This is a genomic window from Actinokineospora fastidiosa (assembly GCF_014648415.1).
GTDB lineage: Bacteria > Actinomycetota > Actinomycetes > Mycobacteriales > Pseudonocardiaceae > Actinokineospora > Actinokineospora fastidiosa.
The window spans coordinates 1-22,791 of the sequence record NZ_BMRB01000009.1 but is presented as its reverse complement, the minus strand read 5'-3'; the positions used below and the strand labels follow the sequence as shown (position 1 = coordinate 22,791).

At 74.7% G+C, this 22,791-nt stretch carries 23 protein-coding genes and 2 tRNA genes; 14 read left to right on the top strand and 11 right to left on the bottom strand.

Going from position 1 to position 22,791, the window contains the following annotated elements:
• Positions 1 to 103: 103 nt before the first annotated feature.
• Complete coding sequence (locus IEY98_RS29715) at positions 104 to 409, bottom strand: hypothetical protein (protein WP_189214000.1); 306 nt, start codon at positions 407 to 409, stop codon at positions 104 to 106.
• Between the two features lie 67 nt (positions 410 to 476).
• Between IEY98_RS29715 and IEY98_RS29710 the strand changes: the two genes are divergently transcribed.
• A complete protein-coding gene (locus IEY98_RS29710) occupies positions 477 to 689 on the top strand; it encodes a helix-turn-helix domain-containing protein (protein ID WP_229787722.1) in 213 nt (70 codons plus the stop codon).
• A 3-nt stretch (positions 690 to 692) separates the two neighbouring features.
• Here the strand turns inward: IEY98_RS29710 and IEY98_RS29705 are convergent, their stop codons facing one another.
• Both IEY98_RS29705 and IEY98_RS29700 read right to left on the bottom strand, forming a co-directional pair.
• On the bottom strand, positions 693 to 1,232 hold the full coding sequence (locus IEY98_RS29705; RefSeq protein WP_189213999.1) for a TetR/AcrR family transcriptional regulator: 540 nt from the start codon (positions 1,230 to 1,232) through the stop codon (positions 693 to 695).
• Positions 1,232 to 1,555 carry a DMT family transporter gene (locus tag IEY98_RS29700; RefSeq protein WP_189213998.1) on the bottom strand — a complete coding sequence of 108 codons (324 nt, stop codon included), beginning with the start codon at positions 1,553 to 1,555 and terminating at the stop codon, positions 1,232 to 1,234. The genes IEY98_RS29705 and IEY98_RS29700 overlap by 1 nt, the downstream gene beginning before the upstream one ends.
• A gap of 56 nt (positions 1,556 to 1,611) precedes the next feature.
• On the opposite strand from IEY98_RS29700, the gene def reads away from it, so the two are divergent.
• Together def and IEY98_RS29690 are read left to right on the top strand one after the other, a co-directional pair.
• On the top strand, positions 1,612 to 2,163 hold the full coding sequence (gene def, locus IEY98_RS29695) for a peptide deformylase (protein ID WP_189213997.1): 552 nt from the start codon (positions 1,612 to 1,614) through the stop codon (positions 2,161 to 2,163).
• Positions 2,160 to 3,080 carry an o-succinylbenzoate synthase gene (locus IEY98_RS29690; RefSeq protein ID WP_189213996.1) on the top strand — a complete coding sequence of 307 codons (921 nt, stop codon included), beginning with the start codon at positions 2,160 to 2,162 and terminating at the stop codon, positions 3,078 to 3,080. The genes def and IEY98_RS29690 overlap by 4 nt, the downstream gene beginning before the upstream one ends.
• On the opposite strand, the gene IEY98_RS29685 is transcribed toward IEY98_RS29690, so the two are convergent.
• Positions 3,064 to 4,029 carry an ArsR/SmtB family transcription factor gene (locus tag IEY98_RS29685; RefSeq protein ID WP_229787720.1) on the bottom strand — a complete coding sequence of 322 codons (966 nt, stop codon included), beginning with the start codon at positions 4,027 to 4,029 and terminating at the stop codon, positions 3,064 to 3,066. The two genes, IEY98_RS29690 and IEY98_RS29685, sit on opposite strands and share 17 nt — an antisense overlap.
• A gap of 64 nt (positions 4,030 to 4,093) precedes the next feature.
• Between IEY98_RS29685 and IEY98_RS29680 the strand changes: the two genes are divergently transcribed.
• Positions 4,094 to 4,882 carry an aldo/keto reductase gene (locus IEY98_RS29680; protein WP_229787718.1) on the top strand — a complete coding sequence of 263 codons (789 nt, stop codon included), beginning with the start codon at positions 4,094 to 4,096 and terminating at the stop codon, positions 4,880 to 4,882.
• A 48-nt stretch (positions 4,883 to 4,930) separates the two neighbouring features.
• On the opposite strand, the gene IEY98_RS29675 is transcribed toward IEY98_RS29680, so the two are convergent.
• Complete coding sequence (locus tag IEY98_RS29675; protein ID WP_189213993.1) at positions 4,931 to 5,119, bottom strand: hypothetical protein; 189 nt, start codon at positions 5,117 to 5,119, stop codon at positions 4,931 to 4,933.
• A 6-nt stretch (positions 5,120 to 5,125) separates the two neighbouring features.
• A complete protein-coding gene (locus tag IEY98_RS29670; protein WP_189213992.1) occupies positions 5,126 to 7,702 on the bottom strand; it encodes a type 2 lanthipeptide synthetase LanM family protein in 2,577 nt (858 codons plus the stop codon).
• A 632-nt stretch (positions 7,703 to 8,334) separates the two neighbouring features.
• Here IEY98_RS29670 and IEY98_RS29665 point away from each other — a divergent pair.
• Positions 8,335 to 9,630 (top strand): helix-turn-helix domain-containing protein, encoded by a 1,296-nt coding sequence (locus IEY98_RS29665; protein WP_189213991.1) that lies wholly within the window; start codon positions 8,335 to 8,337, stop codon positions 9,628 to 9,630.
• On the opposite strand, the gene IEY98_RS29660 is transcribed toward IEY98_RS29665, so the two are convergent.
• Complete coding sequence (locus IEY98_RS29660; RefSeq protein WP_189213990.1) at positions 9,627 to 12,518, bottom strand: helix-turn-helix transcriptional regulator; 2,892 nt, start codon at positions 12,516 to 12,518, stop codon at positions 9,627 to 9,629. The two genes, IEY98_RS29665 and IEY98_RS29660, sit on opposite strands and share 4 nt — an antisense overlap.
• Positions 12,519 to 12,975: 457 nt before the next feature.
• On the opposite strand from IEY98_RS29660, the gene IEY98_RS29655 reads away from it, so the two are divergent.
• Both IEY98_RS29655 and IEY98_RS29650 read left to right on the top strand, forming a co-directional pair.
• Positions 12,976 to 13,440 (top strand): acyl-CoA thioesterase, encoded by a 465-nt coding sequence (locus tag IEY98_RS29655; RefSeq protein ID WP_189213989.1) that lies wholly within the window; start codon positions 12,976 to 12,978, stop codon positions 13,438 to 13,440.
• Positions 13,437 to 13,898: an ester cyclase gene (locus IEY98_RS29650; protein WP_189213988.1), complete on the top strand. Its 462-nt coding sequence runs from the start codon at positions 13,437 to 13,439 to the stop codon at positions 13,896 to 13,898. The genes IEY98_RS29655 and IEY98_RS29650 overlap by 4 nt, the downstream gene beginning before the upstream one ends.
• A gap of 34 nt (positions 13,899 to 13,932) precedes the next feature.
• On the opposite strand, the gene IEY98_RS29645 is transcribed toward IEY98_RS29650, so the two are convergent.
• On the bottom strand, positions 13,933 to 14,127 hold the full coding sequence (locus IEY98_RS29645) for a hypothetical protein (protein WP_189213987.1): 195 nt from the start codon (positions 14,125 to 14,127) through the stop codon (positions 13,933 to 13,935).
• Between the two features lie 308 nt (positions 14,128 to 14,435).
• Here IEY98_RS29645 and IEY98_RS29640 point away from each other — a divergent pair, with 308 nt between their 5' ends.
• Complete coding sequence (locus IEY98_RS29640) at positions 14,436 to 15,194, top strand: thioesterase II family protein (RefSeq protein ID WP_189213986.1); 759 nt, start codon at positions 14,436 to 14,438, stop codon at positions 15,192 to 15,194.
• Here the strand turns inward: IEY98_RS29640 and IEY98_RS29635 are convergent.
• Entirely contained in the window at positions 15,178 to 15,555 is a 378-nt protein-coding gene (locus tag IEY98_RS29635) for a hypothetical protein (RefSeq protein ID WP_189213985.1), read from the bottom strand. The two genes, IEY98_RS29640 and IEY98_RS29635, sit on opposite strands and share 17 nt — an antisense overlap.
• Positions 15,548 to 15,931 carry a hypothetical protein gene (locus tag IEY98_RS29630; protein ID WP_189213984.1) on the bottom strand — a complete coding sequence of 128 codons (384 nt, stop codon included), beginning with the start codon at positions 15,929 to 15,931 and terminating at the stop codon, positions 15,548 to 15,550. The genes IEY98_RS29635 and IEY98_RS29630 overlap by 8 nt, the downstream gene beginning before the upstream one ends.
• A 77-nt stretch (positions 15,932 to 16,008) precedes the next feature.
• On the opposite strand from IEY98_RS29630, the gene IEY98_RS29625 reads away from it, so the two are divergent.
• From IEY98_RS29625 to IEY98_RS29615, 3 genes are all read left to right on the top strand, one after another.
• Positions 16,009 to 18,024 (top strand): CHAT domain-containing protein, encoded by a 2,016-nt coding sequence (locus IEY98_RS29625; RefSeq protein WP_189213983.1) that lies wholly within the window; start codon positions 16,009 to 16,011, stop codon positions 18,022 to 18,024.
• Positions 18,017 to 19,405 (top strand): esterase/lipase family protein, encoded by a 1,389-nt coding sequence (locus IEY98_RS29620; protein ID WP_189213982.1) that lies wholly within the window; start codon positions 18,017 to 18,019, stop codon positions 19,403 to 19,405. The genes IEY98_RS29625 and IEY98_RS29620 overlap by 8 nt, the downstream gene beginning before the upstream one ends.
• 125 nt (positions 19,406 to 19,530) lie before the next feature.
• A complete protein-coding gene (locus tag IEY98_RS29615) occupies positions 19,531 to 20,517 on the top strand; it encodes a polyprenyl synthetase family protein (RefSeq protein ID WP_189214116.1) in 987 nt (328 codons plus the stop codon).
• Here the strand turns inward: IEY98_RS29615 and IEY98_RS29610 are convergent, their stop codons facing one another.
• Positions 20,518 to 21,180, bottom strand: a complete 663-nt coding sequence (locus IEY98_RS29610; protein ID WP_189213981.1) for a YwaF family protein — start codon at positions 21,178 to 21,180, stop codon at positions 20,518 to 20,520. It abuts the gene before it with no gap.
• A 109-nt stretch (positions 21,181 to 21,289) separates the two neighbouring features.
• Between IEY98_RS29610 and IEY98_RS29605 the strand changes: the two genes are divergently transcribed.
• From IEY98_RS29605 to IEY98_RS29595, 3 genes are all read left to right on the top strand, one after another.
• A complete protein-coding gene (locus tag IEY98_RS29605) occupies positions 21,290 to 22,519 on the top strand; it encodes a hypothetical protein (RefSeq protein WP_189213980.1) in 1,230 nt (409 codons plus the stop codon).
• Between the two features lie 53 nt (positions 22,520 to 22,572).
• Positions 22,573 to 22,659 (top strand) — tRNA-OTHER (locus IEY98_RS29600).
• 12 nt (positions 22,660 to 22,671) lie between these two features.
• A tRNA-OTHER gene (locus IEY98_RS29595) sits at positions 22,672 to 22,758 on the top strand.
• Positions 22,759 to 22,791 lie beyond the last annotated feature (33 nt).

Genomic DNA, 22,791 nt, shown 5'->3' with positions numbered 1-22,791 from the left:
GTCCGCCGGGCGTTTCCCTGTTTCCATCCGCTCTGACAACGGGAAACATCTGCCGCGACATTTCGCGGCGAGTCATTCTTGTGGTGTCGGAATCACACCGACGTCATCGCCACAAAGGACTCGCGGCGAATTGAATCGACCAGTCAACGGGGGTCGCGGTGAAGGTCTTGTTCTCGTTCTCGTTCGCGGTGCGGCTTGGGTTCTGGATGCTGCTGGCAGGCTTCGCGGCCGGGCTGCTCACCGGGTACCAGGCCACCGCGGCCACCGCAACCGAGCTGCCCGTCGACCCGAGATCGATCGGCGCGGTCCACTGCCTCGACAGGAGCGGACCACCATGCACACCCACGTCATTCTCGTCCTGACCGGCCTGCTCGCCGTGCTGCTGGGCTGAAATGGCCGACCTGCCCACCGCTCCGGTCGCCGAGTCGACGCACCCGGCGACCGGAGCACAATTTCGACACGTACGGGGACCGCTGATGGAATTCGGAGAAGAACTGCGCCGCCTGCGCCAGTCGAAAGGAATGTCGCTGGCCTCGCTCGGCGCGGCCGTGTACTTCACCAAGGGCTACCTGAGCAAAGTCGAGAACGGCAGGGCCCGGCCGAATCCGGCGCTGGCCGCGCTCTGCGACCGCGCGCTCGGCGCCGACGGCGCGCTGACCGCCCTGCTGGAGCGGACGCGGACCGGGTGAGCCTCAGTCGAGTCCCATCAGCGCGGCCACGGCCCGGGCGAGGAAGTCCGCGTCCACGGGCGCGTCGCGGACGAGCGCGTCGAGCATGACGCCGTCCAGGAACACCGTGACGGCACGGGCGGCGGCCGGGCCCACGCGCGGGCTCAGCGCCGCCGTCGTCCCGTCGCTCCACGCGATGGCCATGGGCCGCAGTTCGGGGCGGTGCGCGGCGGCGACGTACAGCTCGTGCTCGATCAGGCTCCACGGCCGGTGGTCGGCGAGGTAGTCGGCGATCAGCGCGGCGACCGTCGCGGGCACGTCCTCGGCGGCGGCGATCGCCTCCTGCCAGAGGCGCGCCTCCCCGGCGGCCAGCTCGGCGGCGTGCGCGATCGCGGAGGTGGCCAGCTCGTCGAGCGTGGCGAAGTAGTACGTCGTCGCGCCGACCGGCACCCCGGCGCGGGCGGCGACGGCGCGGTGGGTCAGCGCGCCGACCCCGGTCTCGGCGATCAGGGCGCAGGCGGCCTCCAGGATGCGCAGCCGCCTGCCCTCCGGGTCGCGCGCCATCAGTGCGCCCCGCTCAGGTTCAGCACGACCACACCGGACACCACCAGGGCGATGCCCGCCAGCGTGGCGGGCGTCACCGGTTCCCGCAGCATCAGCGCGCCGATGATGACGATCAGCGTGGTGCCGAGGCCGGACCAGATCGCGTAGCCGACGCCGACCTGCAGGCCGCGCTGGATCGCCAGCGCCAGCGCGAGGAACGCGACCGCGTACGCGGCCAGGCAGGACACCGTGGGCCACGGCCGGGAGAAGCCGTCGGTGGACTTGAGCAGGCTCGTCGCGAGCACCTCGAAGACGATCGCCACCCCGAGCAGGACGAAGGCCACGGACCACTCCTGTACATCTGTACTAGTACGAACGTCCCAGATGATAACTTGCCACCATGGCCCAGGTTCTGCGCATCACCGTCGTCGGGGAGGACGTCCTGCACCGGCCGTGCCGGGACGTCGTCGAGTTCGGCACGCCCGAGCTGGAGCGGCTCATCGACGACATGTTCGTCACCATGAAGGTCGCCGAGGGTGCCGGTCTCGCGGCCAACCAGGTCGACGTCGACCTGCGGCTGTTCGTCTACGACTGCCTCGACGAGACCGGCGCCCGCCACGTCGGGCACGTCTGCAACCCGGTGCTGGCCGAGACCGGGACGCGCAGGCTGGTCGAGGAGCGGGAGGGCTGCCTGTCCGTGCCCGGCCCGTCCATCCCCGTCGCCCGGCCGGACCACGCCGTCGTGCACGGTCAGGACATGCACGGCAACCCGATCACGGTGGAGGGCCGCGGCTACTTCGCCCGGTGCCTGCAGCACGAGACCGACCACGTCAACGGGCACCTCTACCTCGACCGGCTGCCCGCGAAGGTCCGCCGCAGGGCGCTGCTGGAGATGGCCGAGAAGCGCGACGCGGTGTTCGCCAGGCGCGCCGAGCGCGCGGCCGCTCTGTGAAGGTCTACTCGATCCCGCTGCGCACCCGGTTCCGCCGCGTCGACGTGCGCGAGGGCGTGCTGCTGTCCGGACCGGCCGGATGGGGCGAGTTCTGCCCCTTCCCCGAGTACGACGACCGGGAGTCCGCAGCGTGGTGGGCGGCCGCCGTGGAGGCCGCCGAGGTCGGCTGGCCGGAGCCGGTGCGCGAGCGGGTCCCGGTCAACTGCATCATCCCGGCGGTGTCGCCGGAGCGCGCCCACGAGCTGGCTGCGGCGTCCGGCTGCGGCACGGCGAAGGTGAAGGTGGCCGACCACCCCGACTCGGCGGCGGAGGACGTCGCCAGGGTGGAGGCGGTGCGGGACGCGGTGGCGCGGGTCCGGGTCGACGCCAACGCCGCGTGGGACGTCGACACCGCCGTGCGCCGCATCCGGGAGCTGGACCGGGCCGCGCGGGGGCTGGAGTACGTCGAGCAGCCCTGCCGCGCGGTCGAGGAGCTGGCCGCCGTCCGCCGCCGGGTGGACGTGCGGATCGCCGCCGACGAGTCGATCCGCCGGGCCGAAGACCCGCTTCGGGTCGCCGTCGCCGGGGCGGCGGACGTGGCGGTCCTCAAGTGCGCACCGCTGGGCGGCGTGCGACGGGCGCTGGCCGTCGCGGAGGCGTGCGGGCTGCCGTGCGTGGTGTCCTCGGCACTGGAGACCAGCGTGGGGCTGGCCGCCGAGATCGCGCTCGCGGGCGCGCTGCCGTCACTGGACTTCGCCTGCGGCGTGGGAACCCTGGCACTGCTCACCGGCGATGTCGTGCCCGAGCCGCTGCGCCCGGTCGACGGCTTCGTCCCCGTCCTCCGCACGGCGCCTGCGCCCACCGTGGACTGGCCCGCCGCCGACGACCGCACCACGTGGTGGCTGGACCGGGTCGCCCGGGTCAGCGCCCTCCACTGACCGCTTCGGCCGCAAGCAGGGCCTCCGCCGCCTCCGTGCGGGCGTAGCGGACGTGCCTGCCCGCTCGGTGGCCCGCCACCAGCCCGGCGTTGCGGAGCGCGGTCAGGTGCTGGGACACGGCGCCTGCCGTGATCCCGGTACGGGCAGCCAAGTCTGTTGTGGACAGTGGTATGTCTAGTTCAGACAGAATCCGCGCGCGGGAGCGGCCGATGACGCCCGCGAGCGCGCGCCGGGGGCGGTCCTCGCCGCGCTCCCACAGTGTCGCCACGCCGCGGGGTGGGTAGCGCAGGGTGGGCTGCCACGGCGGGGCGACCAGGGTGAACACCCTGGGCCAGACGAACACCGACGGCACCAGCAGCAGGCCGCGCCCGCGCAGCCGCAGCGAGCCGGACGCGGCCCGGTGGTCGACGGACAGCTCGTCGTCCGCCCAGCGCACGCTCGGGTCGATGTCGTTGAGCAGCGCCTGCGCGCCGCCCTCGGCGAGGAGGCGGGCGCGGCGCAGCACGTCGCCCTCGACCAGGGTGCGGATGCGCGGCCAGTAGGGGGCGAGCGCGGTGTCGAAGTACGCCTGGATCTGCGCGCACAGCCGGTCCAGCCCGGCGGGCGGGTCGTCCCGGACGGCGGCCAGCGCCGGGTCGTCGGGCAGGCCAGCGCGGACGACATCGGGCGGGGTGGCGCGCAGGCCGGCCAGTTCGACGGCCAGGTCGGGGACCGGCGTGGCCGGGGGCGGGGCGACGAAGCCGGGGATGCGCCGGTCGGGCACGAGCGCGGCCAGCAGCGACCAGTCCACGCCCGCCAGGCGGGGCGCGACGGCACGGGCCCACGGCCGGTGGACGGTGTGCACGTCCGGCCTGCGCAGCGCGCGGACGCTGGCCACGACCTCCCACAGCGGGGAGACCGCGAAGCGGGTCAGTGCCACGTCGCGGGCGGTGAAGGACAGCCGGAGCACGCGCATGAGTTTAGTCCTGGCTAAATCCGTGGAGGTCACGCCGAGGGCACGCGAGGCTGGCGGCATGACATCGAGACTGGGATTCGGCGCGCTGCACCTCACCGACTGCGGCTGGGGCCCGCCGCGGGACCGCGACGCCGCCGTGGCCCTGCTCCGGCTGGCGGTGGACCTGGGCGTCGACCTGATCGACACCGCGGACTCCTACGGGCTGGGCGCGAACGAGGAGCTGATCGCCGACGCGCTGCACCCGTACGCGGGCGTCACGGTGGCGACGAAGGCGGGGCAGAGCAGGCCGGGGCCCGGCGAGTGGGTGCCGCTCGGCAGGCCGGAGTACCTGCGCCAGCAGGCCGAGCTGAGCCTGCGCCGCCTGCGGGTCGAGCGGATCGATCTGTTCTACCTGCACCGCGTCGACCCGGCCGTCCCGCTGGCCGACCAGGTCGGCGCCCTGGCCCGCCTGCGCGAGGAAGGCAAGATCGACCGGATCGGACTGTCGGAAGTGGACGTCCCGACGCTGGAGGCGGCACGGGAGATCGTCGAGATCAGCGCCGTGCAGAACAAGTACAGCTCGGACGACCGCACGTGGCAGCCGGTGCTGGACCACTGCGCGGCCACCGGCATCGATTTCGTCCCGTGGCGGCCGATCCCGCGCGCGGACGCCGCGGTGGCCAAGGTGGCCGCCGAGCTCGGCGTCGCGCCCGCGCCGGTGGCGCTGGCCTGGCTGCTCGCCCGCTCCCCCGTCGTCCGGCCGATCCCGGGCACGACCTCGCCCGCGCACCTGCGGGAGAACCTCGGCGCCGAGCACCTCGACCTGACGGCCGGGCAGCTCGACCTGATCACCCGGGGGACGACGTGAGCCAGCGGGTCGGCCGCCCCGTCGACCCGGGGCGGCCGACCGGCCGGATCAGGCGCTCGGGGCCGAGATCGTGGTGAAGACCCAGGAGAACTGGATTCCGCCCTGAGCGGGGGCGGACAGTCCGGCGAGCGCGCGCGTGCGGGCGCCGGGGACGGACTGCGCGGCGGTGGCGAACGGGTCGCCGCCGATGGCGGCGGCCGGGTCGGTCGCTGCGGAGTTCAGGTGGTCGAGGTCCATCTGTGGTCATCCTTCCTTCGCGGTGTGCCGATCCCGCTCCTCGGGGGCGAACAGCAGGACGGACGGCACGCTGGCCGGGAAGGCCAGGTGCAGCAGTCCGTGCCCGACGCCCGCCGCGCCGGTGAGCAGGCCGGGTGTGGCGATCCCCGATGGAGCGCCACCACGCGGGCCCGGTGGGGTCCGCGTGAGCAGGTGCGCGCCGCGGCGGGCGGCGACGGCCCGTCCGGCGAGCGCGGCGAGCGCGGTGAGGACACCGGTCTCGCCGTGGCAGGGCGACGCGTCGGCCGACGGGCCGGGCGCGGCGAAGGGGACGGGCCTGCCCGCGTGCGCGCAGGCCAGCGCGATGCCCGCGCGGCCAGCGCACCAGCCCGCGTCGGGGACGTCGGCGACCGAGGCGGCGTCGAGGAAGCGGTGCCCGTCTGGGCGGCCCGCGGCCAGCAGGGCGTGGCCGACGCCCGCGGCGCCGTGCAGGAACCCGGGGGTCGCGGGCGCCAGCGCGGCGAGCCGGTCGGCCAGGGCGTCGGCCAGCGTCAGCGCCGCCTGCGTCCCGATCGCCAGGCAGGCCAGGAGCGCGCCCGCGACGCCGTCGTGGACCGAGGGCGTGTCCGGGTCGGTGGCCGAGGCGATCACCGGCACCGAGGCCGCGGCGGCCGCGCGCAGGTCGTCGGCGTCGAGCAGGACGGCGAGCCGGGCCAGCGCGTAGCCGACGCCGCCCGCCCCCGCCATGCCCCCGCCCGCCATCCTGGCCAGGCCGGGGTCCGCGGCGAACCGGTCGAGCAGGGCGGCCGAGGGCGCGACCGCGTCGGCGGCGAGGGCGCGCAGGTCCGGCCGGTCGGCGAGCACGCCAGCCTGGGCCAGGAACAGCGCGACGCCGCAGTACCCGTGCAGCAGCCCGGCGCCCATCGGCAGGACCGTCCAGAACCGGTCGTCCATGGGCTCGACCCCGAGCCAGTTGACCCGGCCGGGGCCGTGCACGGCCCGCCGCGCGATGTCCTCGGCGATGGCCACCGCGGCGGCCAGGGCGGCATCGGCGGTGAACTCCCCGTCCTCCACCGCCTGGCCGGGAACGAACTCGTGCCGGACGGGCGCGCCCCGGGTGGCGAACGCCGCCCGGATCACCCACTCCTGCGCCCGCCGGTCGACCGGTCCCATCCGGGCCAGCTTGTCCGTGGCGGCGCGCAGTCCCGTCCTGGGCAGGCGGTACGGCAGGCAGGCACCCGTCCCGGTCCAGATGTGCCTGCTGGAGGGCTTGGCGCGGAACGTCGGGACGTCGCCCGCGCGCAGTTCGGCGATCTCGTGCTCGACGACGTCGGGCACGCCCGCGGGCTCGGCGCGCAGCAGCGCGAACAGCCGGTCGCGGTCGGCGTGCGAGCGCAGCAGGTCCGGGTGCGTGGCGTCGGTGAGCAGGTCGGCGTAGCGGTGGGTGTGCCGGAGCACGACCCGGGTCTCGGCGTCGGCGCAGCGGGCCAGCAGACCGGCGTACGGCGCGGCGTGGTCGGCGATCGCGTCGTAGGCCGCGCGGAATCCGCTCAGCAGCGCCGGGAGGTGGTCGGCCGGGTCGGCGGGACGGCCGTCGAGCACGGGCCGGTGGGCGCCGCCGGTGAACGGGACGCGGACCCGCTCCAGCCGCATGGCGTCGGTCCCCGCGTCCACCCACCGGGTCACCGGCACCGGGTACTCCCCGCCCGCGGCGCCGAGCCCGGAGACGTCCAGCGCGCCGCCCTCGCCGTAGGCCATGACCGGCACCAGCGCGGTGCGCGCGACGGATGCGGCCAGGGCGGCCTCCGCCGGGTCGGGCCCGGTCGCCGAGGGCGCCGGGAACGCCGGGTGGAACAGGGTCTCCACGTCCACGAGCACGGGCTGGGCGCCCACGGCGATCAGGTTCTCGTAGTGGATGTCGGTCGCGTCCAGGGCGTACAGCAGGGCCAGCAGCGCGCCCTGCCGCCGGTAGAACAGCTCGACCTCGCGCGCCGATGCGCACGGCGCGTGCTCGACGCGCTCGACCCAGCCGTACCCCGGGCGGACCACGCACGCGGCGGTGCGCAGGCCGAGGCCGACGTGCCCGTCCAGCCAGGCGACCAGGTCGCCGAAGCGGGCGTGCAGTTCCAACGGCCGGGGCTGGTAGGCGACACCGCGGCCGTCGGCGAAGGCCAGCAGCGTCGCCGAGCGGCCGCCGCGGTGCCGGTCGCCCGCGCCCGCGCGCAGCCCGACCAGCGGGCCGGGGTCGCCGCCGACGAGCCCGACGACGGCGGCGCGGTCGGCGGCCAGCCGGGTGAGCAGTTCGGCGGTCGCCTCGACCGTGGTCATGCAGGTCCGCGCGATCACCCTGGCCAGCACGGGGTAGCGGGCCAGCAGCGCGCGGAGGTCGACGCCCCGCAGGAACTCCGCGAACCGGTCGGCCCCGGTCAGCGCGGACTGACCGGAATGCATTTCATAAACGAAGGTCCGTGCAGAAATCGCGCCCAGCCTGCGCGTGAGATCGGCGGCGGTGTCGGCGAGAACGGCGGGGAGGTCGATCCCGGGCAGCGTCTCGGTTTTGCCGCGGAGCAGTTCCACGGCCGCGCCGACGAACGGGGAAAGCACCCGGCCGAATGGCGCACACGGGTCGTCGTCGCCCGTCTGGGTGACGGAAAACGCCTGAGAGAGTGCCGATTCGACGAATTGCACCCAATCGGGTGACAAACGAGGAGCGGGGTCGGCTCCGGTCCACCAGGCGGGCCGGGCCGAAATCGAGACTTCGCTCACGGCGACCGACCATGACACGGATCAGCCGCTCAGGGAATGGCCACAAGGCCCCAATTTGGGTGGACAGCCGAAATTCCCGGGCCGCCGCGGCGGTCCGGTCGGGGAGGGCGCGATCAGCCGGTCGTCGTCGCCTCCTCAGGCCGTGATCGGTCTCCTCTCGTCCCGGGGAGGTGGTCCACGCACGTCACCGGCTCCCCCGGACCCCGTGGGCGGCGCACGGGCGGAACGCGGCCGCTGTCAAGGGTCGATCCGGGCATGGGCACCTCCTTCCTCGCTCAGGACACCCCACGACGGCGGCCGCGACCAGGCATTACCCACCGGCAGTTTGCGAAGGTGCCGAATGTGGGGGCGGTTCCCCCATGTGCGGGTGGGGCCGGATGGGCGACCGTGGGAGTCGGCCCGGTCGGCTCGAGCCAGGGGGGCGGGCGGGCCGGGCCCACAGGCGGAACTGGGGAGGACGGGGACCGGTCATGATGCGGCTGCACTCGGTGGACACGCCGGAGGCTCCATTCGGCGCGGTGCTGCGCGGGCACCGGATCGCGCGCGGGATGACCCAGGAGGACCTGGCCTCGGCCTCCGGGCTCAGCGTCCGGGCGATCCGCAACCTGGAGATCGGCCGCACCCGCCAGCCGCACCCGCAGTCGGCCCGCCTGCTGGCGGGCGCGCTGGGGCTGGCCGACCAGGCGTGCGCCGACCTGCTGCGGGCGGCCCGCCAGGGCGGCCGGGCGGCCAAGGCCGCCGCCCCTGCGCCCCGCGCGGCAGCCGACACCCCGCGCGGGCGGTGCGAGCTGCCCGCCGACGTGCCGGACCTGGTCGGCCGCACGGAGGTGACCGAGCAGCTGGTGCGCGCGCTGACCGAGCGCACGCCCGCGTCGGTGGCCCGGCTGGCCGTGGTGACCGGCGGCCCCGGCTCCGGCCGCACCGCGCTCGTGGTCCGGGTGGCGCACCGGCTGCGCAGGCAGTTCCCCGACGGCCAGCTGCACGTGGACCTGCGCGGCGTGCCGTCGGGCCCGCAGCGCGCGGCGACGCTGCTCGGGCGCCTGCTGCGCTCGCTGGGCTCGGTCGCCCTCCCGGACTCCGCCGACGAGCGCGCCGCGCTGCTGCGCGCGGAGCTGGCGGTGCGGCGGGTGCTGGTCGTGCTCGACGACGTCGACGGCGAGTCCGACGTCCGCCCCCTGCTGACCGGCTCGTCGACCAGCGCGGTGCTGGTGGCCGCGCGCAGGCCGCTGGTGACGGTGAAGGCGGCGGCCACGGTGCGGCTCGGCCCGCTGTCCGAGCGGGCCGCGGTGCACCTGCTGGCCTCGGTGGTCGGCGACGGCCGGGCCGCTGCCGAGCCCGCCGCCGCGGTGGCCGTGGCGCGGGCCTGCTGGCGGCTGCCGCTGGCGCTGCGCATCGCCGGGTCGTGGCTGGTGGCCCGGCCGTACCGGCGGGTCTCGGACCTGGCCGCGCTGCTGCGCGACGAGCACAGCAGGCTGGACCACCTGACCGTCGGCGACCTGTCGCTGCGCGCGAGCGTGCTCGCCCATCTGTCCGGATTGGACGCGACGGAGCGCAACGCCCTGCGGTCGGTGGCAAGGCTCGGCAACGTCTACTTCGGCCTGTGCGACCTGGTGGGCCTGCCCGCGGCGGGCGACGGGGTCGAACGCCTGCTGCTGGCCAACCTGCTCACGCCCACCCCGGACGGGCGCTACCGCATGGAGAGCTACATCCGCTCCTGCGTCAGCGAGCGCGACACGCCGCTGGTGCCGGTGGCGGCGATCCGCTAGTCCCGGAAGCGGCGGGCGAAGTCGACGAGGGCGGCGCGGTCCGGGCAGCCGGTCTTGGCGATCAGGCTGGCCACGTGCTTCTCCACGGTGCGCGGGGAGATGTGCAGGCGGCCCGCCAGGCCCTTGTTGCCCAGGCGTTCGGGCAGCAGCTCGAACACCTCGTACTCGCGGATCGTCACGCCCAGCGCGCGCAGCCGGGCGGGCACCCGGTCGGTCCCGGTCCGCCGCTGCCGCACCGACTCGCCCACCGACCGCAGCAGGGCCCGGCACGCGCTGGCGACCGGGGCGACGCCCGCGCCGTGGAAGTGCTCCTCGGCCTCGCGCAGCCACGCCACGGGCTCGCCCCAGCCGTCGCGGCGGGCGGACTCGGCGACCAGCCGCAGGGCCAGGTTGCTGGCCATCGGGAACGGCTCGCCCGCGGCGCGGGCCGCGGCGGCCCTCGCCCCGGCCGCCGCCGGGTCGCCCGCCCTGCCGAGCGCGACCGCCTCGGCGAACAGCACGAACTGGCGGTTCCACCGCATCGCCGCCGACGGCCTGCCGCCCAGCGCGACCACATCGCCGACGCCGACCTCGCCGTCCACAGCGGACAGCAGGACGCGCAGGCCGTTGGTCCCGGAGAGGTGGAACGTCGTGGGGCTGCGCGCCTCGACCTCCGCGGCCACCGCGAGTTCGCGCCGGGCGGCCGCGCCGTCCTCCTCCAGCAGCGCGCAGATCGCGCCCGCCAGGCCGTGGGCGAGCGGGCGCTCCTGGGCGGCCTCGTCGCCCGCGGCCCGGAACGCCGCCAACGCGCGCTCCATGTCGGCCCGCTTGCCCTGGTGGGCGGCCAACGCCGCGCACACCACGTACAGGAACCGCTCGACGGCGACCAGCCGGAGCCTGCGCACGGCCGTGAGCGCCGCCTCGATCTGCGCCGACGCCAGGGCGAACTCCGCGCGCAGCACCGAGTCCATCGCGATCGACGCGGCCATGTTCTCCGCCAGCGTGATCGCGCCGACCCGCAGCGCGGCGTCGCGGGCCTTCTCCACGACGGTCACGTCGCTGTCCACCAGCCACGCGATCGACGCCTCGCCGATGACGCCGTAGACCTCCCAGATCGACAGGTTCCCGGCCTTGGCCACCTCGCGGACGCGGTCGAAGCAGGCCCGCGCCTCGGCGAGGTCGCGGTCGCGGGCCACGATCCCGACCACCTGCCACGCCTGGCACAGCGCGGTCGGCGTGACCCGGTCGGCGGCCGCGATGACCGGACGGGCCAGCGCCTCGGCGTGGGCGTGCCGGTCCTCGCCGGGGCCGTCCATCGCCAGGTAGGCGGCGATGACGTCGACCGGGGCGGTCGCGGCGACGTCCGCGTCCTCGGGCAGCAGCGCCCGCGCCGCTGCCACCTGCGCCATCCCCTCGTCCCACCGCCCGGCGATGTGCCCGGCCCAGGCCAGCCGCACGTGCAGGGCGACCCGGCGCTCCGGCGGCAGCCCGGCGAGCGCGTCGGCCAGCGCGAAGGCGCGGTCGAACTGGCCGTGCTCGGCCAGCGCGTACAGCAGCTGCTCCAGGACGTCGGCGCGCTTGCCCGGCTCGCCCGCGTCGGCCAGCAGGCGCTCGGCCCGCTGCAGCAGCGCCACCGCCGACCCGGCAGCGCCGTCGGCCAGCGCCCGGCCGCCCGCCTCGGCGAACAGCGCGGCCGCCTCCACCGGCTGCTCGGCTCCTACCCGCAGCAGCGCGGCGAGCTGGCACCACTCGCCGGGCAGGCCGGGGTGCAGCTCGGCGACGGCGTCGGCGGCGCGCCGGGACAGGTCCGCGCTCTCCACCGGGGTCAGCCGCGACCGCAGCGCCTCGGCGGTAAGCGGATGCTGGAAGGTGTACCAATCGAGGCCGTGGTCGTCACGGGCGATCAACTGCGCCTCGACGCCCGCGTGCAGGTGCTCCAGCAGCGAGCGGTCGTCGATGCCGGTGACCCGCTGCACGACGGTCAGCGAGAACCGCCTGCCGACCACGGCGGCGGCCGAGCACAGCAGCCATCCCTTGGGGCCCAGGCGCTCCGCGCGGTCGACGATCGCGCGCGCCACCGTCGGCGGCACGGACGTGGCGTCGGTGTCGCGCAGCCGCCAGCCGTCCTCGCCGCGCACGAGCGTCCCGGCGTCGACCATGCCGTGCAGCAGTTCCTCCACCACGAACGGCACGCCCGCGCTGTCGCGCCACAGCCGTTCGGGCAGTCCGGCGGGCACGTCGGGGTCGCCGAGGCAGGAGGCGATGAACGCGGGCGCGTCGGCGATGCCGAGCCTGCCCAGCTCGACCGTCGTGCCGCTCTCCCGCCGCGACACCGAGCGCACGAGGTCGAACGCGGGCCCCGGCTCGCTGCGCGCGGTCGCGATCAGCGCGGTGGACTGGGTGTGCAGGTTGTCGCAGATGTACTCCACGACGGCCAGCGACTCCACGTCGGCGTCGTGCAGGTCGTCGAGGAAGAGGACGCAGCCGTGCCCGTCGGCGACGGCGGCGGTGAGCCGCAGGATGGCCTCGCCGAGCATGATCAGCGAGTCCGGGCTCGGCCCCGAATCGCCCGTGCTCCACTCCGGGACGAGCCTGCCGAGGATCGGCCGGTAGGGCCCCAGAGCGTCCGCGGGCAGCGGCACGCCCCGGCGCACCAGCGACAACAGGGCCTCGGTGAGCGGGCGGAACGGCACGGTCGGGCCGGTCGCGCTGGCCCGGCCGCGCAGCACGACCATGCCCGCGTCCTGAGCCCTGCGCACCGCCTCGGCCGCCAGCCGGGACTTGCCGATGCCCGGCTCGCCCACCACGAACGCGGCGCCGCCTCGGCCGGACCGGGCCTCGTCGAGGAGCCCGGCCAACCGGTCCGCCTCGCTGTCCCGGCCCACCAGCGTGGAGGCCCGTGTCCGCATGGTGCCCCATCCTATCCGCGCGAAAGTGCCGGTTCCGGCAGTTCCGCGACACCCGCGCCGCCGCGGTCGCGTCCGCCTGCTGGCCAATTACCTGATCAACCCTCACCAACAAGGCTCGATCAGCATTTTTGATCACTCCACTGTGGATGATCGAGGGCGCGACGACGCCCAGGCGGGCGACGGCGGCCCGCCCGCGGCGCGCCGCGAAAGACGCTCGGATGAACATATCCGCATCCCACAGTGGGATGTCACCGCAATGAGTTAATTCCGGGGCCAAACGTCGCGGCGAGTCGGCGCGGCGTCGGGTGATCGTTTACAGTCTGCTCAGCGCCGGTCCCCCCGTGGTTTGGTCCCATTTCCTTTCAACCCCAAGTGGAGCACTGCCCCGATGCCTTCTGTCGATGCCGCAATGGGCACACCGACGCGCGTTGTCGAATCCGATCCGCAGCCCAAGACGATGAATTCCTCGCGCTGCGAGCTTTCCCGTGTCGTATGGCGCGCCGACCAGAACATGTTCGGCTCCGGCCGTGGCACCCTGCTGCTCGAGCTGGTCGACGACGTCGCGTGGGCCACCGCCGCCCGGCACGCCAACGGCCACGCGGTGACCGTCACCGTCGAGCACATGATCTTCAAGAACCCGACGTGGGCCGGTGACGTCGTCACCGCGTTCGCCCAGGTCGAGGGCACCGGAAGGACGTCGATGGACATCGGCGTCTACGTCACCGCGCAGCGCGGGGCCAGCGAGCGGGTCCCGGTCGCCGAGGCGCACCTCGTCTTCGTCGCCGTCGACTCCGAGGGCAACCCGCGCACCGTGCCCGGGGTCTACCCGGAGACCGAGGCCGAGTACGCCGCCGCCCGCGCGGTGGAGATCCGGCGCGAACACCGCAAGACGTTGCGCGGCGCGCTGGAGCAGGCGAGGTGAACCGGACGTATTCGCGTCCGCCGCGCGTCATCGAGGCCGATGCCGAGCAGGCGGCGGCGAATGTGGAGATCACGGCCGCATTCGTGGCCGAAGCGGTGAACGAAGGCGACTTCACCGTATTGACCGATTTCGCGGAACCGCATATCCGCGATTTGTCAGAACCCCGCGTTTTTGTCGACGGGATCGGCGGACTGCGCACCCGGATCGCCGCGGCGCGGCGACGGATGCCCGATCTGTACGCCAGAATTCGCGACATCCGGCCCGCCGACATCGGATCGGTCCAACTGTGCCTGGCGTTCAGCGGCACCTACGTCGGCGACCCGATGGCGCCGACCGACCGTGACGGCCGGGTGCTGCACTGGCACCAACACCACCTGTGGTTCTTCAGCGGCGACCGGGCGTGCGCGCACCTCGGCCGGATCGACCGCGCCGCGATCGACGCGGCCCTGCACTGCTGACGCCCTGGCCGGGCCGCGGATCCCGCGGCCCGGCCTAGCGCACCCACAGCCTGCCCGGCGGGTGCGGCCACGCGATGGCGGGCGGCTCGCCGGACGCCGGGGCGACCTCGGCGCGCTGCGCCTCGGGCGGCTCGCCGAGGATCGCGCGCAGTCGCGCCGCGGCGAGCCGCAGCCGCCATGCCGCGACCGCGACCACGACCCCGCAGACGAGCCAGAGGGAAAGGGACATCGGCACCCCCGTTCGACGCCGAGCGCCCCTCACGACCATCAGGCCGAATCGCATTCGGCCGTCCGGTGCAGCGCTCGGAGTTCATTCGATGGTCATGTTCCATTCGGACCATCGGCCGAACGCGCGCCCAGTTACACGTTGTGCCCCAAGTTGAACGATCTACTACCCAGTACCACCCATTCGGCCCAGTACGCTCCGACGATCTCGTAACCCTCCGCGCCTGCGGTCGGAACGGCGCTCGCGCGTCAGCCCGCCCTGGGACGATTGATGGCGACCGCCGTCCCCCGAGTCCCCGAGGTGATCCCCCGATGACCGCTCCCGCCGACACGACCGAGCTGTGGATCCGCCGGTTCCACCGGTCGCCGCGCGCGCGGGCCCGGCTGCTGGCGCTGCCGCACGCCGGTGGCGGCGCGAGCTACTACTTCCCGCTCTCGCGCGACCTCGCGCCGGACATCGAGGTGCTCGCCGTGCAGTACCCCGGCCGCCAGGACCGCCGCGACGAGCCCTGCGTCGAGACCGTCGAGGACCTCGCCGACCTGCTGGTCGACATCGTGGAGCCGTGGGCCGACCTCCCGCTGGCGCTCTTCGGCCACAGCATGGGCGCCTCGGTCGCCTTCGAGGTCGCCGTGCGGCTGCGCGAGTGCGGCGTCATCCCGGCCTGCCTGGTCGCCTCCGGCCGCCGCGCGCCGAGCGCGCCCCGCGACGAGCGGGTCCACCAGCGCGACGACGCGGGCCTGCTCGACGAGATCCGCACGCTCGACGGCACCCAGGGCCCGCTGCTGAGCGACCCGGAGATCGTCGCCATGGTGCTGCCCGCGATCCGCTCGGACTACCGCGCCGCGGAGACCTACCGCTTCACCCCGGGAACGCCTCGGCTGGACTGCCCGATCCACGTGCTGATCGGCGACAGCGACCCGAAGGTCTCCCGCCCCGAGGCCGACCGGTGGGCCGAGCACACGACCGCGGCCTGCACGGTCGAGGAGTTCCCCGGCGGCCACTTCTACCTGGCCGACCACCAGGCCGCCGTGAACGCGCGCATCGCCGCGCTCATTACGCGCGCGCTTTAGCCAGCCACCAGAGCCCGAGCACCGGCAGCACTGCCGGGATGTAGCCGTAGCCCTGCCCGAAGCCCGACCACACCGTGGCGTCCGGGAACGCCGACGGCGCCAGCAGGCTCGCCGTGCCGACCGCGAGCACTCCGACCAGCTCCACCAGGCACGCGATCACGGCGAGCCTGCGCGCGCCCTTGACCAGTGCGACGGTCGCCACCACGTAGACGGCGGCGGCGAGCGCGGAGAGCAGGTACGCCAGCGGGGCGCGGTCGAACCGGGTCGCCAGCTGCACCGCCGAGCGCGCGCACGCGGCCAGGGCGAACACCGCGTACACCGCGACCAGGAGCCTGCCCGGCCCCGAACGGAGCTCAGCCACCGGTCACCGACCAGATCTCGGTGAGCCGCACCACGACCACGGGGATCAACAGCGCGCCGACGACCACGACGGCCATGCCCCAGCGGCTGCGCTCCAGCATCGACCAGTAGACCGCCAGCGGGAGCAGCAGCAGCCCGCCCAGCAGGTACCCGCCGAAGGACACCCCGTCCACCTCGCGGTCGACGCCCGCGAGCCGGATGAAGCCGATCACGGCCTGGACGAGCAGGGCGAGTTCGATAATGAGCAGGAACACGACCAGCAGCCCGCTGGCGGGCCGGTCCAGCAGCAGGGGACGGTTGAGCACGACGAGCACGAGCGCCCACAGCGCGGCGGCCACCGCCGCCCAGGTGAGGACGGTGGACAACACGTCGATCATGCGAGGGCACCCCCGGGCTCCGAGCCGTTCGCGGCGGTGACAGCCTTGCATGGCGGCGCGAGGGGGGTGACAGGACGGTGCTGAGCGCGTGGGAGCGGGTCCGGCTCGTGGCCTGGCTCGGCGATCCCGCCGGGCTGGTGTACGCCCGCCAGTTCCTCGCCGAGCGCGCCACCGCGCGCGGTCGGGCCGTGTGGCGGCTGCGCAGGCTGGCCCGCGCCTGGCTGGAGCGGGGCGCCCCGCCCACGGAGGTCCCGCCGGAACTGCTGGACTGCGCCGAGGCCGACCTGCTCTCCGCGCTGCGCGACCTGCTCTGGGACGAGCACCTCATGACCAGCGCCGCCGTCCTGCTGCACTCCGCGCTGACCGAGCGGGCACCCGCTGGCCCCGGGCAGGTTGACTGGGGCGGCGTCCGGACACCGCCCGGCGGGTACGGCGCGGGCGACCACGACTGGATGGGCGACGAGTCCCCGCCGCTGGACCGCCCGTACCCCAAGACCGGCGGCAGGCCCAGGTCCGACCGTGATCGGCTCATCGACGACAAACCCAAGGGCCACGTCGGCGCGGCGCCCGCGGAGGAGGCGTGGCCGCTGCTGCGCGCGCCCGCGTCGGTGTCCGGCGGCGAGACGTTCACCCTGCGGGTCGGCCTGACCGACCGCCGCGACCCGGCGCTGCTGGGCACCGGCGCCATCCCGCTGCCGCTCGGCTCGGTGCGGCTGGAGATCGTGGTCGTCTACGACCCCGCCGCGTTCACCCCGGTCGGCTGGGCCAACCCGATCACCGTCGACTACCCGGACCAGCGCCACGTCGACCTGCGGATGACCGCCATCGACGGCCCGGACCTGCGCGCCCGCAGGCACATCGGCGCCGCGTACCACCACGGCGGCGGGCTGCGCGGCTTCGCCTCCCGGGAGATCGAGGTCGCCGCGACGCCGTCCGGGACGGTGCCGCTGTTCGACGGCCGGGTGCTCGACATCCGCCCGCTGCTCGACGCCGACCGGCCGGAGCTGGTGATCGTCGTGGAGCGCGGCGAGGACGTGCGCGGGCAGACCCTGCTGTGGTCGGTGCGCTCGCCGCTGCCCGGGGTGGCCCCGGACGCGGGCCCGTTCCGCTGCGACCTCGGCGACGACCCGGCGGCCTTCGCCCGCGCCCTGCGCATCGACATCGGCGGCTACGGCGACGACGCGCGGGGCGCGGCGCTGCGGCTGATCGGCGTCGGCAGGCGCATCGGCGAGCTGATTCCGGAACCCGTCGCCGACGCCGTCCGCGCGGTGCGCCGACGGGTCGGGGTGCCGACCGTTCTGCTGCTGAGCACCGAACCGCACGTGCCGTGGGAGCTGGCGGTGATGGACGGCGCGGAGGACGGCTCGCCGTTCCTCGGCGCGACGGCCGCGGTCGGCCGTTGGGTGCTGGCCAGGGGCAGGCCCGCGCCGACCCCGCCGGTCCGGGTGCGAGCGGGCTCGCACGCGGTGGTCACCGCCCGGTACGAGGGCGTGCCCGGCTGGGCGCGGCTGCCGCACGCCGAGGCCGAGGCTGCCCGCCTGGCCGAGCGCTACCCGCCGTGCGAGGAGATCGGCCCGCTGCACTCGGCGGTGCTGGACGCGCTGGACGCGGGCCCGCGCGCCGACGTGCTGCACTTCGCCCTGCACGGCCGCTACGACCCCGAGTCCGTCCAGGAGGGACTGGTGCTGCTGGCCGAGTCCGGCGGGCGGACCCGGCACCGGTTCCTGCACCCGGACCAGGTGGCCGCGCTGGACTTCACCGGCAGGCCGTTCGTGTTCCTCAACGCCTGCCAGGTCGGCGCGGGCGGCGAGGTGCTCGGCGACTACTCCGGGCTGGCGCGGGCGTTCCTGGCCGCCGGGGCCTCGGGCGTCGTCGCGCCGCTGTGGAACGTCCACGACGAGTCGGCGTCGGCCGCGGCGGACGAGTTCTACCGGCTGGCCTACTCCGGCGTGCCGCCCGCGGAGGTCCTGCGCCGCTGGCGCTCGCGGGTCTCCCGGCACACCAGGGACGGCAGGCCCGCGACCGCGCTGGCCTACCAGTTCTTCGGCCACCCCCGGCTGGCGATGGAGCGAACGGAGAGCACGCATGGCTGAGCGGCTGCGACCCGATGGCGCCCCTGTGCGCGTCGGCGACGTCGTGGTGACGGCGCCGGGCATGACCGGCGAGGTCGCGGTGCACCCGCCGGGGTCGCCCGGCCTGCGCGGCCACGACCGGCCGCTGCTGGCCGAGGCCCTGGACCGCGCCGACTACGACACCCAGCTGACCGTCGAGGTCACCACGCCGGACTCCGGCGAGTTGGTCGTGGAGGTGCCCGGCCCGGGCACCGGCCTCGGCCAGCTGGTGCTCGCCGCCGACGAGGACGGCGTGCTGCGCTGGCACCTGCCCGAGGCGGCGGAGGAGGCGACCGACCGAGGCGAGGACCGCAGGACGTACACGATCCCCGTCACGGCGGCGCCGCCGTCGGAGCCCGGGGAGCGCGGCCTGCTCGGCGCGGTCGGCTCGAAGCTGCTCAAGGTGCTGGTGTTCCCGCTCATCGACCCGGTGCTCGGGCGCGTGGGCGACTTCTTCGTGCGGCGGTGGGAGGAGCGCAACCGGCCCGAGGGGCTGGTCGGCGTCACCGCGGGCGTGCCCGACTGGTCGGCGTTGGCCGAGGGCCCGGCGCTGTTGTTCCTGCACGGCACGGGAAGCACGACCCGCACGGGGTTCGCCGGGCTGCCGACGTCCCTGCTCGGCGACCTCCACACCCGCTACGGCGGGCGCGTGGTCGCCTACGACCACCACACGCTGTCGGTGGACCCGCTGGCCAACGCCCGCGCGCTGGTGTCGATGGTGCCCCCGGCCGCGGGGCTGCGGCTGGACGTGGTCGCGCACTCCCGCGGCGGCCTGGTCGGCCGGGCGCTGTGCGAGCTGGGCGGCGAGCTCGGCCTGACCCCCGACCGCTTCGCCGTGCGCACGCTGGTGATGGTCGGCACGCCCAACGCGGGCACCGCGCTGGCCGACCCCGAGCACCTGGCGTCCTGGATGGACCGGCTGACGAACTGGCTGCAGCTGGTGCCGGACAACGGCGTCACCGACCTGATCGACATGGTGCTGACCGTCCTCAAGCAACTCGCCGTCGGCGCGTTCCGCGGCCTGGACGGCCTCATGTCGATGAACCCGTCCGGGGAGTTCCTGGCCAAGCTCAACGCGTGCGGCCCGGTCACCGCGACCTACCACGGCATCACCGCCGACTACGAGCCGCCGCCCGGATCGCCGATGGCGCGCGGGCTGCGCGACGGGCTGATGGACGCGGTCTTCGGCGCCGCGCCCAACGACCTGGTGGTCCCGACCGAGGGCGTGCACTCGGCCAACGGCGCCGCCGCGTTCCCGCTCGCCGAGCCCGAGGTGTTCGAGAGCGCGCACGGCGTCGACCACATGACGTACTGGTCGCATCCGCGCGTGCACACCGCGCTGGACCGCTGGCTCCCGGGCTGACCACCGGTTCGGGTGGTTGCCCCGCGCTCACCGCACCGCGCGGGCGGCCCGGTGTTAGCGTCATCGCCGATCAGCCACGCTTGCAGTCCACAGTAGACATTGTGGGCCGGGACCTGGGGGACGCGGTGTCCGTACTCGATCTTGTCTGCGGCCACCGGGGCGCCCCCGACCTGCTGGCGCACGCGCGGGCGGTCATCGATCCCGGGCTGCGCGCCGCGGTGGACGCGCTGCCGTCGTCCACGCGTCACGTCGCCGGGTACCACCTGGGCTGGTGGGACGAGCACGGGCAGCCGAGGACCGCCGACGGCGGCAAGGGCGTGCGGCCCGCGCTCACCCTGGCGGCCGCGGCCGCGGTCGGCGCGGACGCCGTGCCCGCCGCGGTCGCCATCGAGCTGGCGCACAACTACACCCGGCTGCACGACGACATCGTCGACGGCGACCGCGCCCGGCGCGGCAGGCCCGCCGCGTGGGCGGTGTTCGGCCGCGGCGCGGCGATGCTGGCGGGCGACGCCCTGCTGGCGCTGGCCTACGACGTCATCGCCCCGGACGCCGCCGCCGTCCGGCTGCTGACCTCGGCGGTGACGGCCTACCAGGACGGCCAGGCCGCCGACCTGTCCTTCGAGCGCCGCGCCGACGTCACGCTGGCCGAGGGGCTGCGCACCGCGGAGCGCAAGACGGGCGCGCTGATCACGGCCGCGGTCGTGCTCGGCGCGCCCGGGCTGCGCCGCTTCGGCGAGCGGCTGGGGCTGGCCTACCAGCTCGTCGACGACGTGCTGGGCATCTGGGGCGACCCGGACGTGACCGGCAAGCCGGTGTACGCCGACCTGGACCGGCGCAAGAAGACCCTGCCCGTGCTGGCCGCCCTCGCCTCGGGCACCCCGGCGGGCCGCGAGCTGGCCGCGCTGTACCACGCCCCGCGCGCGCTCTCCGCCGCCGACGTGGTGCGCGCCGCCGAGCTGGTGGAGCGGGCGGGCGGGCGGGCGCACTGCCTGCGCCAGGCCGACGACCTGCTGGCCGCCGCCCTGGAGGACCTGCGCCGGGCCGACCTGCCGCCACGCGGGTACGCCGAGCTGGCCGGGCTGGCGCACCACCTGGTGCACCGGGACCGCTGATCAGCGCCGCCGCGTCCACGGCCAGGTCATCAGCGCCCAGACGCCCAGGACCAGCGCGGTCTCCGGGATCAGGTACCAAGGCCACGGGCCGAGCAGGTCGAGCAGCGAGTCGACCTCGGGCTTGCGGCTGAGGAAGCCGTAGTTGCCGCCGGTCGCCGCGTTGGTCGTCAGCGCGACGGCCGCCCAGACGAGACTCACCGCGACCGCCGTGCGGTAGTCGCGCCACGTGGGACGCATGCCCAGGCCCCAGGTCTGGTAGACCGCCACCCACACCACGAGCAGGTGCAGGCCCCAGAACACCAGGAACTCCGCGCTCGGGAAGTCGGGCCCGCGCAGGGCGGGCGAGACCAGCGCCTGCGTGCTCAGCACGAGACCCCAGTAGTAGGTCAGCGCGAACGCCCACTGCGCCCGCGACCACAGCGCGCAGATCGCCGAGACCGTCACCAGGTCCGACAGCTGCAGCGGCAGCGTGTGCGCGGGGTCGAACCGGCCGGGGACGTTCAGGTAGACCACCATGGCCGCGAACAGGGCCGCCGTGCCGACCGCCACCGCCCGCTCGGCGACCCGCGACGGGCGGCTGCGCCCGGCGAGCACCAGGGCGGCCGCCCCCGCGACGAAGAGGGCGATGACCACCCCGTGCGACGCGCCGTAGGCGGTGAACACACCTGCGACGGTAGTCGCCGAACTCAGCCCCGCTGACTGCCCCGTCGGGCATCGACCGGCCCGCGCGGGCGCGGACACGATGGCGGCAAGTCTGCGAAGGGATGACGCGATGGCATCGGTGACAGTGCACCAGGTCGGGGCGGGGCGCGCGGACGGCACGTCCGGCGTGCTGGACGAGCACACCGAGGTGCAGGTGTTCGCCCAGATCAGCAACGACGACGGCGAGCCGATCACGGTCGGTGTCAACTTCTCCGTCGCCAACCGCACCGAGGCCGTGGGCCTCAGCGTCGGGGCCGGGGAGAAGCAGTGGGCGCAGTTCGTCGTGGGCGCGCTGCCCGCGGGGACGCACCCGCTGGACGTGATGGTGTACGCCGAGGTGGACGGGATGTCCCAGGTGCTCGGCCAGGAGCGGGCCGAGTTCACCGTGAACGGCGCGGGCGCGGCGGGCGGGTACGTCCAGCCGCCGGAGCTGGAGATCACCGTCTTCGAGTTCGAGGCGGGCGCGGTCGAGGGCATGACGCCCCCGCGCGGCGAGGCGTTCGACACCGCGGGCGGCGTGCTGGAGGTCCAGGTGCGCAACCTCGGCCTGGAGCAGTCCGGCCGGGCGACGCTGACGATGGTGCTGGGGTCGGAGTTCGCCAACCACGAGATCGACCTGGCGGCCAGCGAGGAGGTGCGGTTCACCCTGCCCGCCGACACGCTGGAGCGCGGCCGGGTCCAGGCGTACGCGTACATCACGATGGAGATCAACAACTCCTCGCAGAGCCTCGACCAGAAGGAGATGACCATCGAGGTGCAGGAGGGCCCGGTCCGCGACGACCCCGAGCTGGGCACCGTCACCGTCGACTTCAGCCTCGCCATGCACACCACGGACGAGCGCGGCGCCAGCTACCTCGAGCACAGCTACGACCCGACGGTCAAGTTCATCGGCGACGACGGCAAGAAGTCCGAGCCGGACGAGACCGCCCACTGCGACACCCGGTACGGCCCGTTCACCTGCGACGGCATCGTCATCCCCCGCTCCGGCCGGGTGCTGGTCGAGGCGGTCAACGACGACGGCGACCGCCTGACCGGCGACTGCTACTACAACCTCGGCGACAAGCGGGTCCTGGCCGTCAACGCGGTCCAGATGGTCCAGGAGATCGAGATGTCGGCGAGCAGCACCCAGGAGCTCACCGAGCAGGTGGAGACCGAGGTCCGCGCCAAGGTCTCCTACGCCTTCGTCGAGGCGGAGGGCGGCCGCACCTGGACCCGCGCCGACAGCGAGAGCTTCGGCGAGGAGGTCACCGGGAAGGTCCTGTACCCGCTGGACACGCTGCGGCTGGAGGTCATGGATTAGTCAGGGGTCCGTCAGGTCTTGTCGGCATAGTGGGTTCCAGCAAGGCAAGACCAGGAGAGGTGCCCGGAGCGGCTTATCGGGTTCCTGTTCACAGGAAGGGCCACTGGCCCGCGCAGGTTCGAATCCTGCCCTCTCCGCCAAACCCCCCACCAGGAGAGGTGCCCGGAGCGGCTCAACGGGTTCCTGCTCGCAGGAAGGGCCACAGGCCCACGCAGGTTCGAATCCTGCCCTCTCCGCCAAACCCCCCACCAGGAGAGGTGCCCGGAGCGGCT

What these genes read in the sequence shown, in the direction of transcription:
- IEY98_RS29605 (WP_189213980.1), top strand. Translation starts at nt 21,290, where the DNA reads ATGGCATCGGTGACAGTGCACCAGGTCGGGGCGGGGCGCGCGGACGGC.
- IEY98_RS29645 (WP_189213987.1), bottom strand. Translation starts at nt 14,127, where the DNA reads ATGTCCCTTTCCCTCTGGCTCGTCTGCGGGGTCGTGGTCGCGGTCGCG.
- def (WP_189213997.1), top strand. Translation starts at nt 1,612, where the DNA reads ATGGCCCAGGTTCTGCGCATCACCGTCGTCGGGGAGGACGTCCTGCAC.
- IEY98_RS29620 (WP_189213982.1), top strand. Translation starts at nt 18,017, where the DNA reads ATGGCTGAGCGGCTGCGACCCGATGGCGCCCCTGTGCGCGTCGGCGAC.
- IEY98_RS29630 (WP_189213984.1), bottom strand. Translation starts at nt 15,931, where the DNA reads ATGATCGACGTGTTGTCCACCGTCCTCACCTGGGCGGCGGTGGCCGCC.
- IEY98_RS29710 (WP_229787722.1), top strand. Translation starts at nt 477, where the DNA reads ATGGAATTCGGAGAAGAACTGCGCCGCCTGCGCCAGTCGAAAGGAATG.
- IEY98_RS29655 (WP_189213989.1), top strand. Translation starts at nt 12,976, where the DNA reads ATGAATTCCTCGCGCTGCGAGCTTTCCCGTGTCGTATGGCGCGCCGAC.
- IEY98_RS29640 (WP_189213986.1), top strand. Translation starts at nt 14,436, where the DNA reads ATGACCGCTCCCGCCGACACGACCGAGCTGTGGATCCGCCGGTTCCAC.
- IEY98_RS29675 (WP_189213993.1), bottom strand. Translation starts at nt 5,119, where the DNA reads ATGGACCTCGACCACCTGAACTCCGCAGCGACCGACCCGGCCGCCGCC.
- IEY98_RS29660 (WP_189213990.1), bottom strand. Translation starts at nt 12,518, where the DNA reads ATGCGGACACGGGCCTCCACGCTGGTGGGCCGGGACAGCGAGGCGGAC.
- IEY98_RS29680 (WP_229787718.1), top strand. Translation starts at nt 4,094, where the DNA reads ATGACATCGAGACTGGGATTCGGCGCGCTGCACCTCACCGACTGCGGC.
- IEY98_RS29705 (WP_189213999.1), bottom strand. Translation starts at nt 1,232, where the DNA reads ATGGCGCGCGACCCGGAGGGCAGGCGGCTGCGCATCCTGGAGGCCGCC.
- IEY98_RS29665 (WP_189213991.1), top strand. Translation starts at nt 8,335, where the DNA reads ATGATGCGGCTGCACTCGGTGGACACGCCGGAGGCTCCATTCGGCGCG.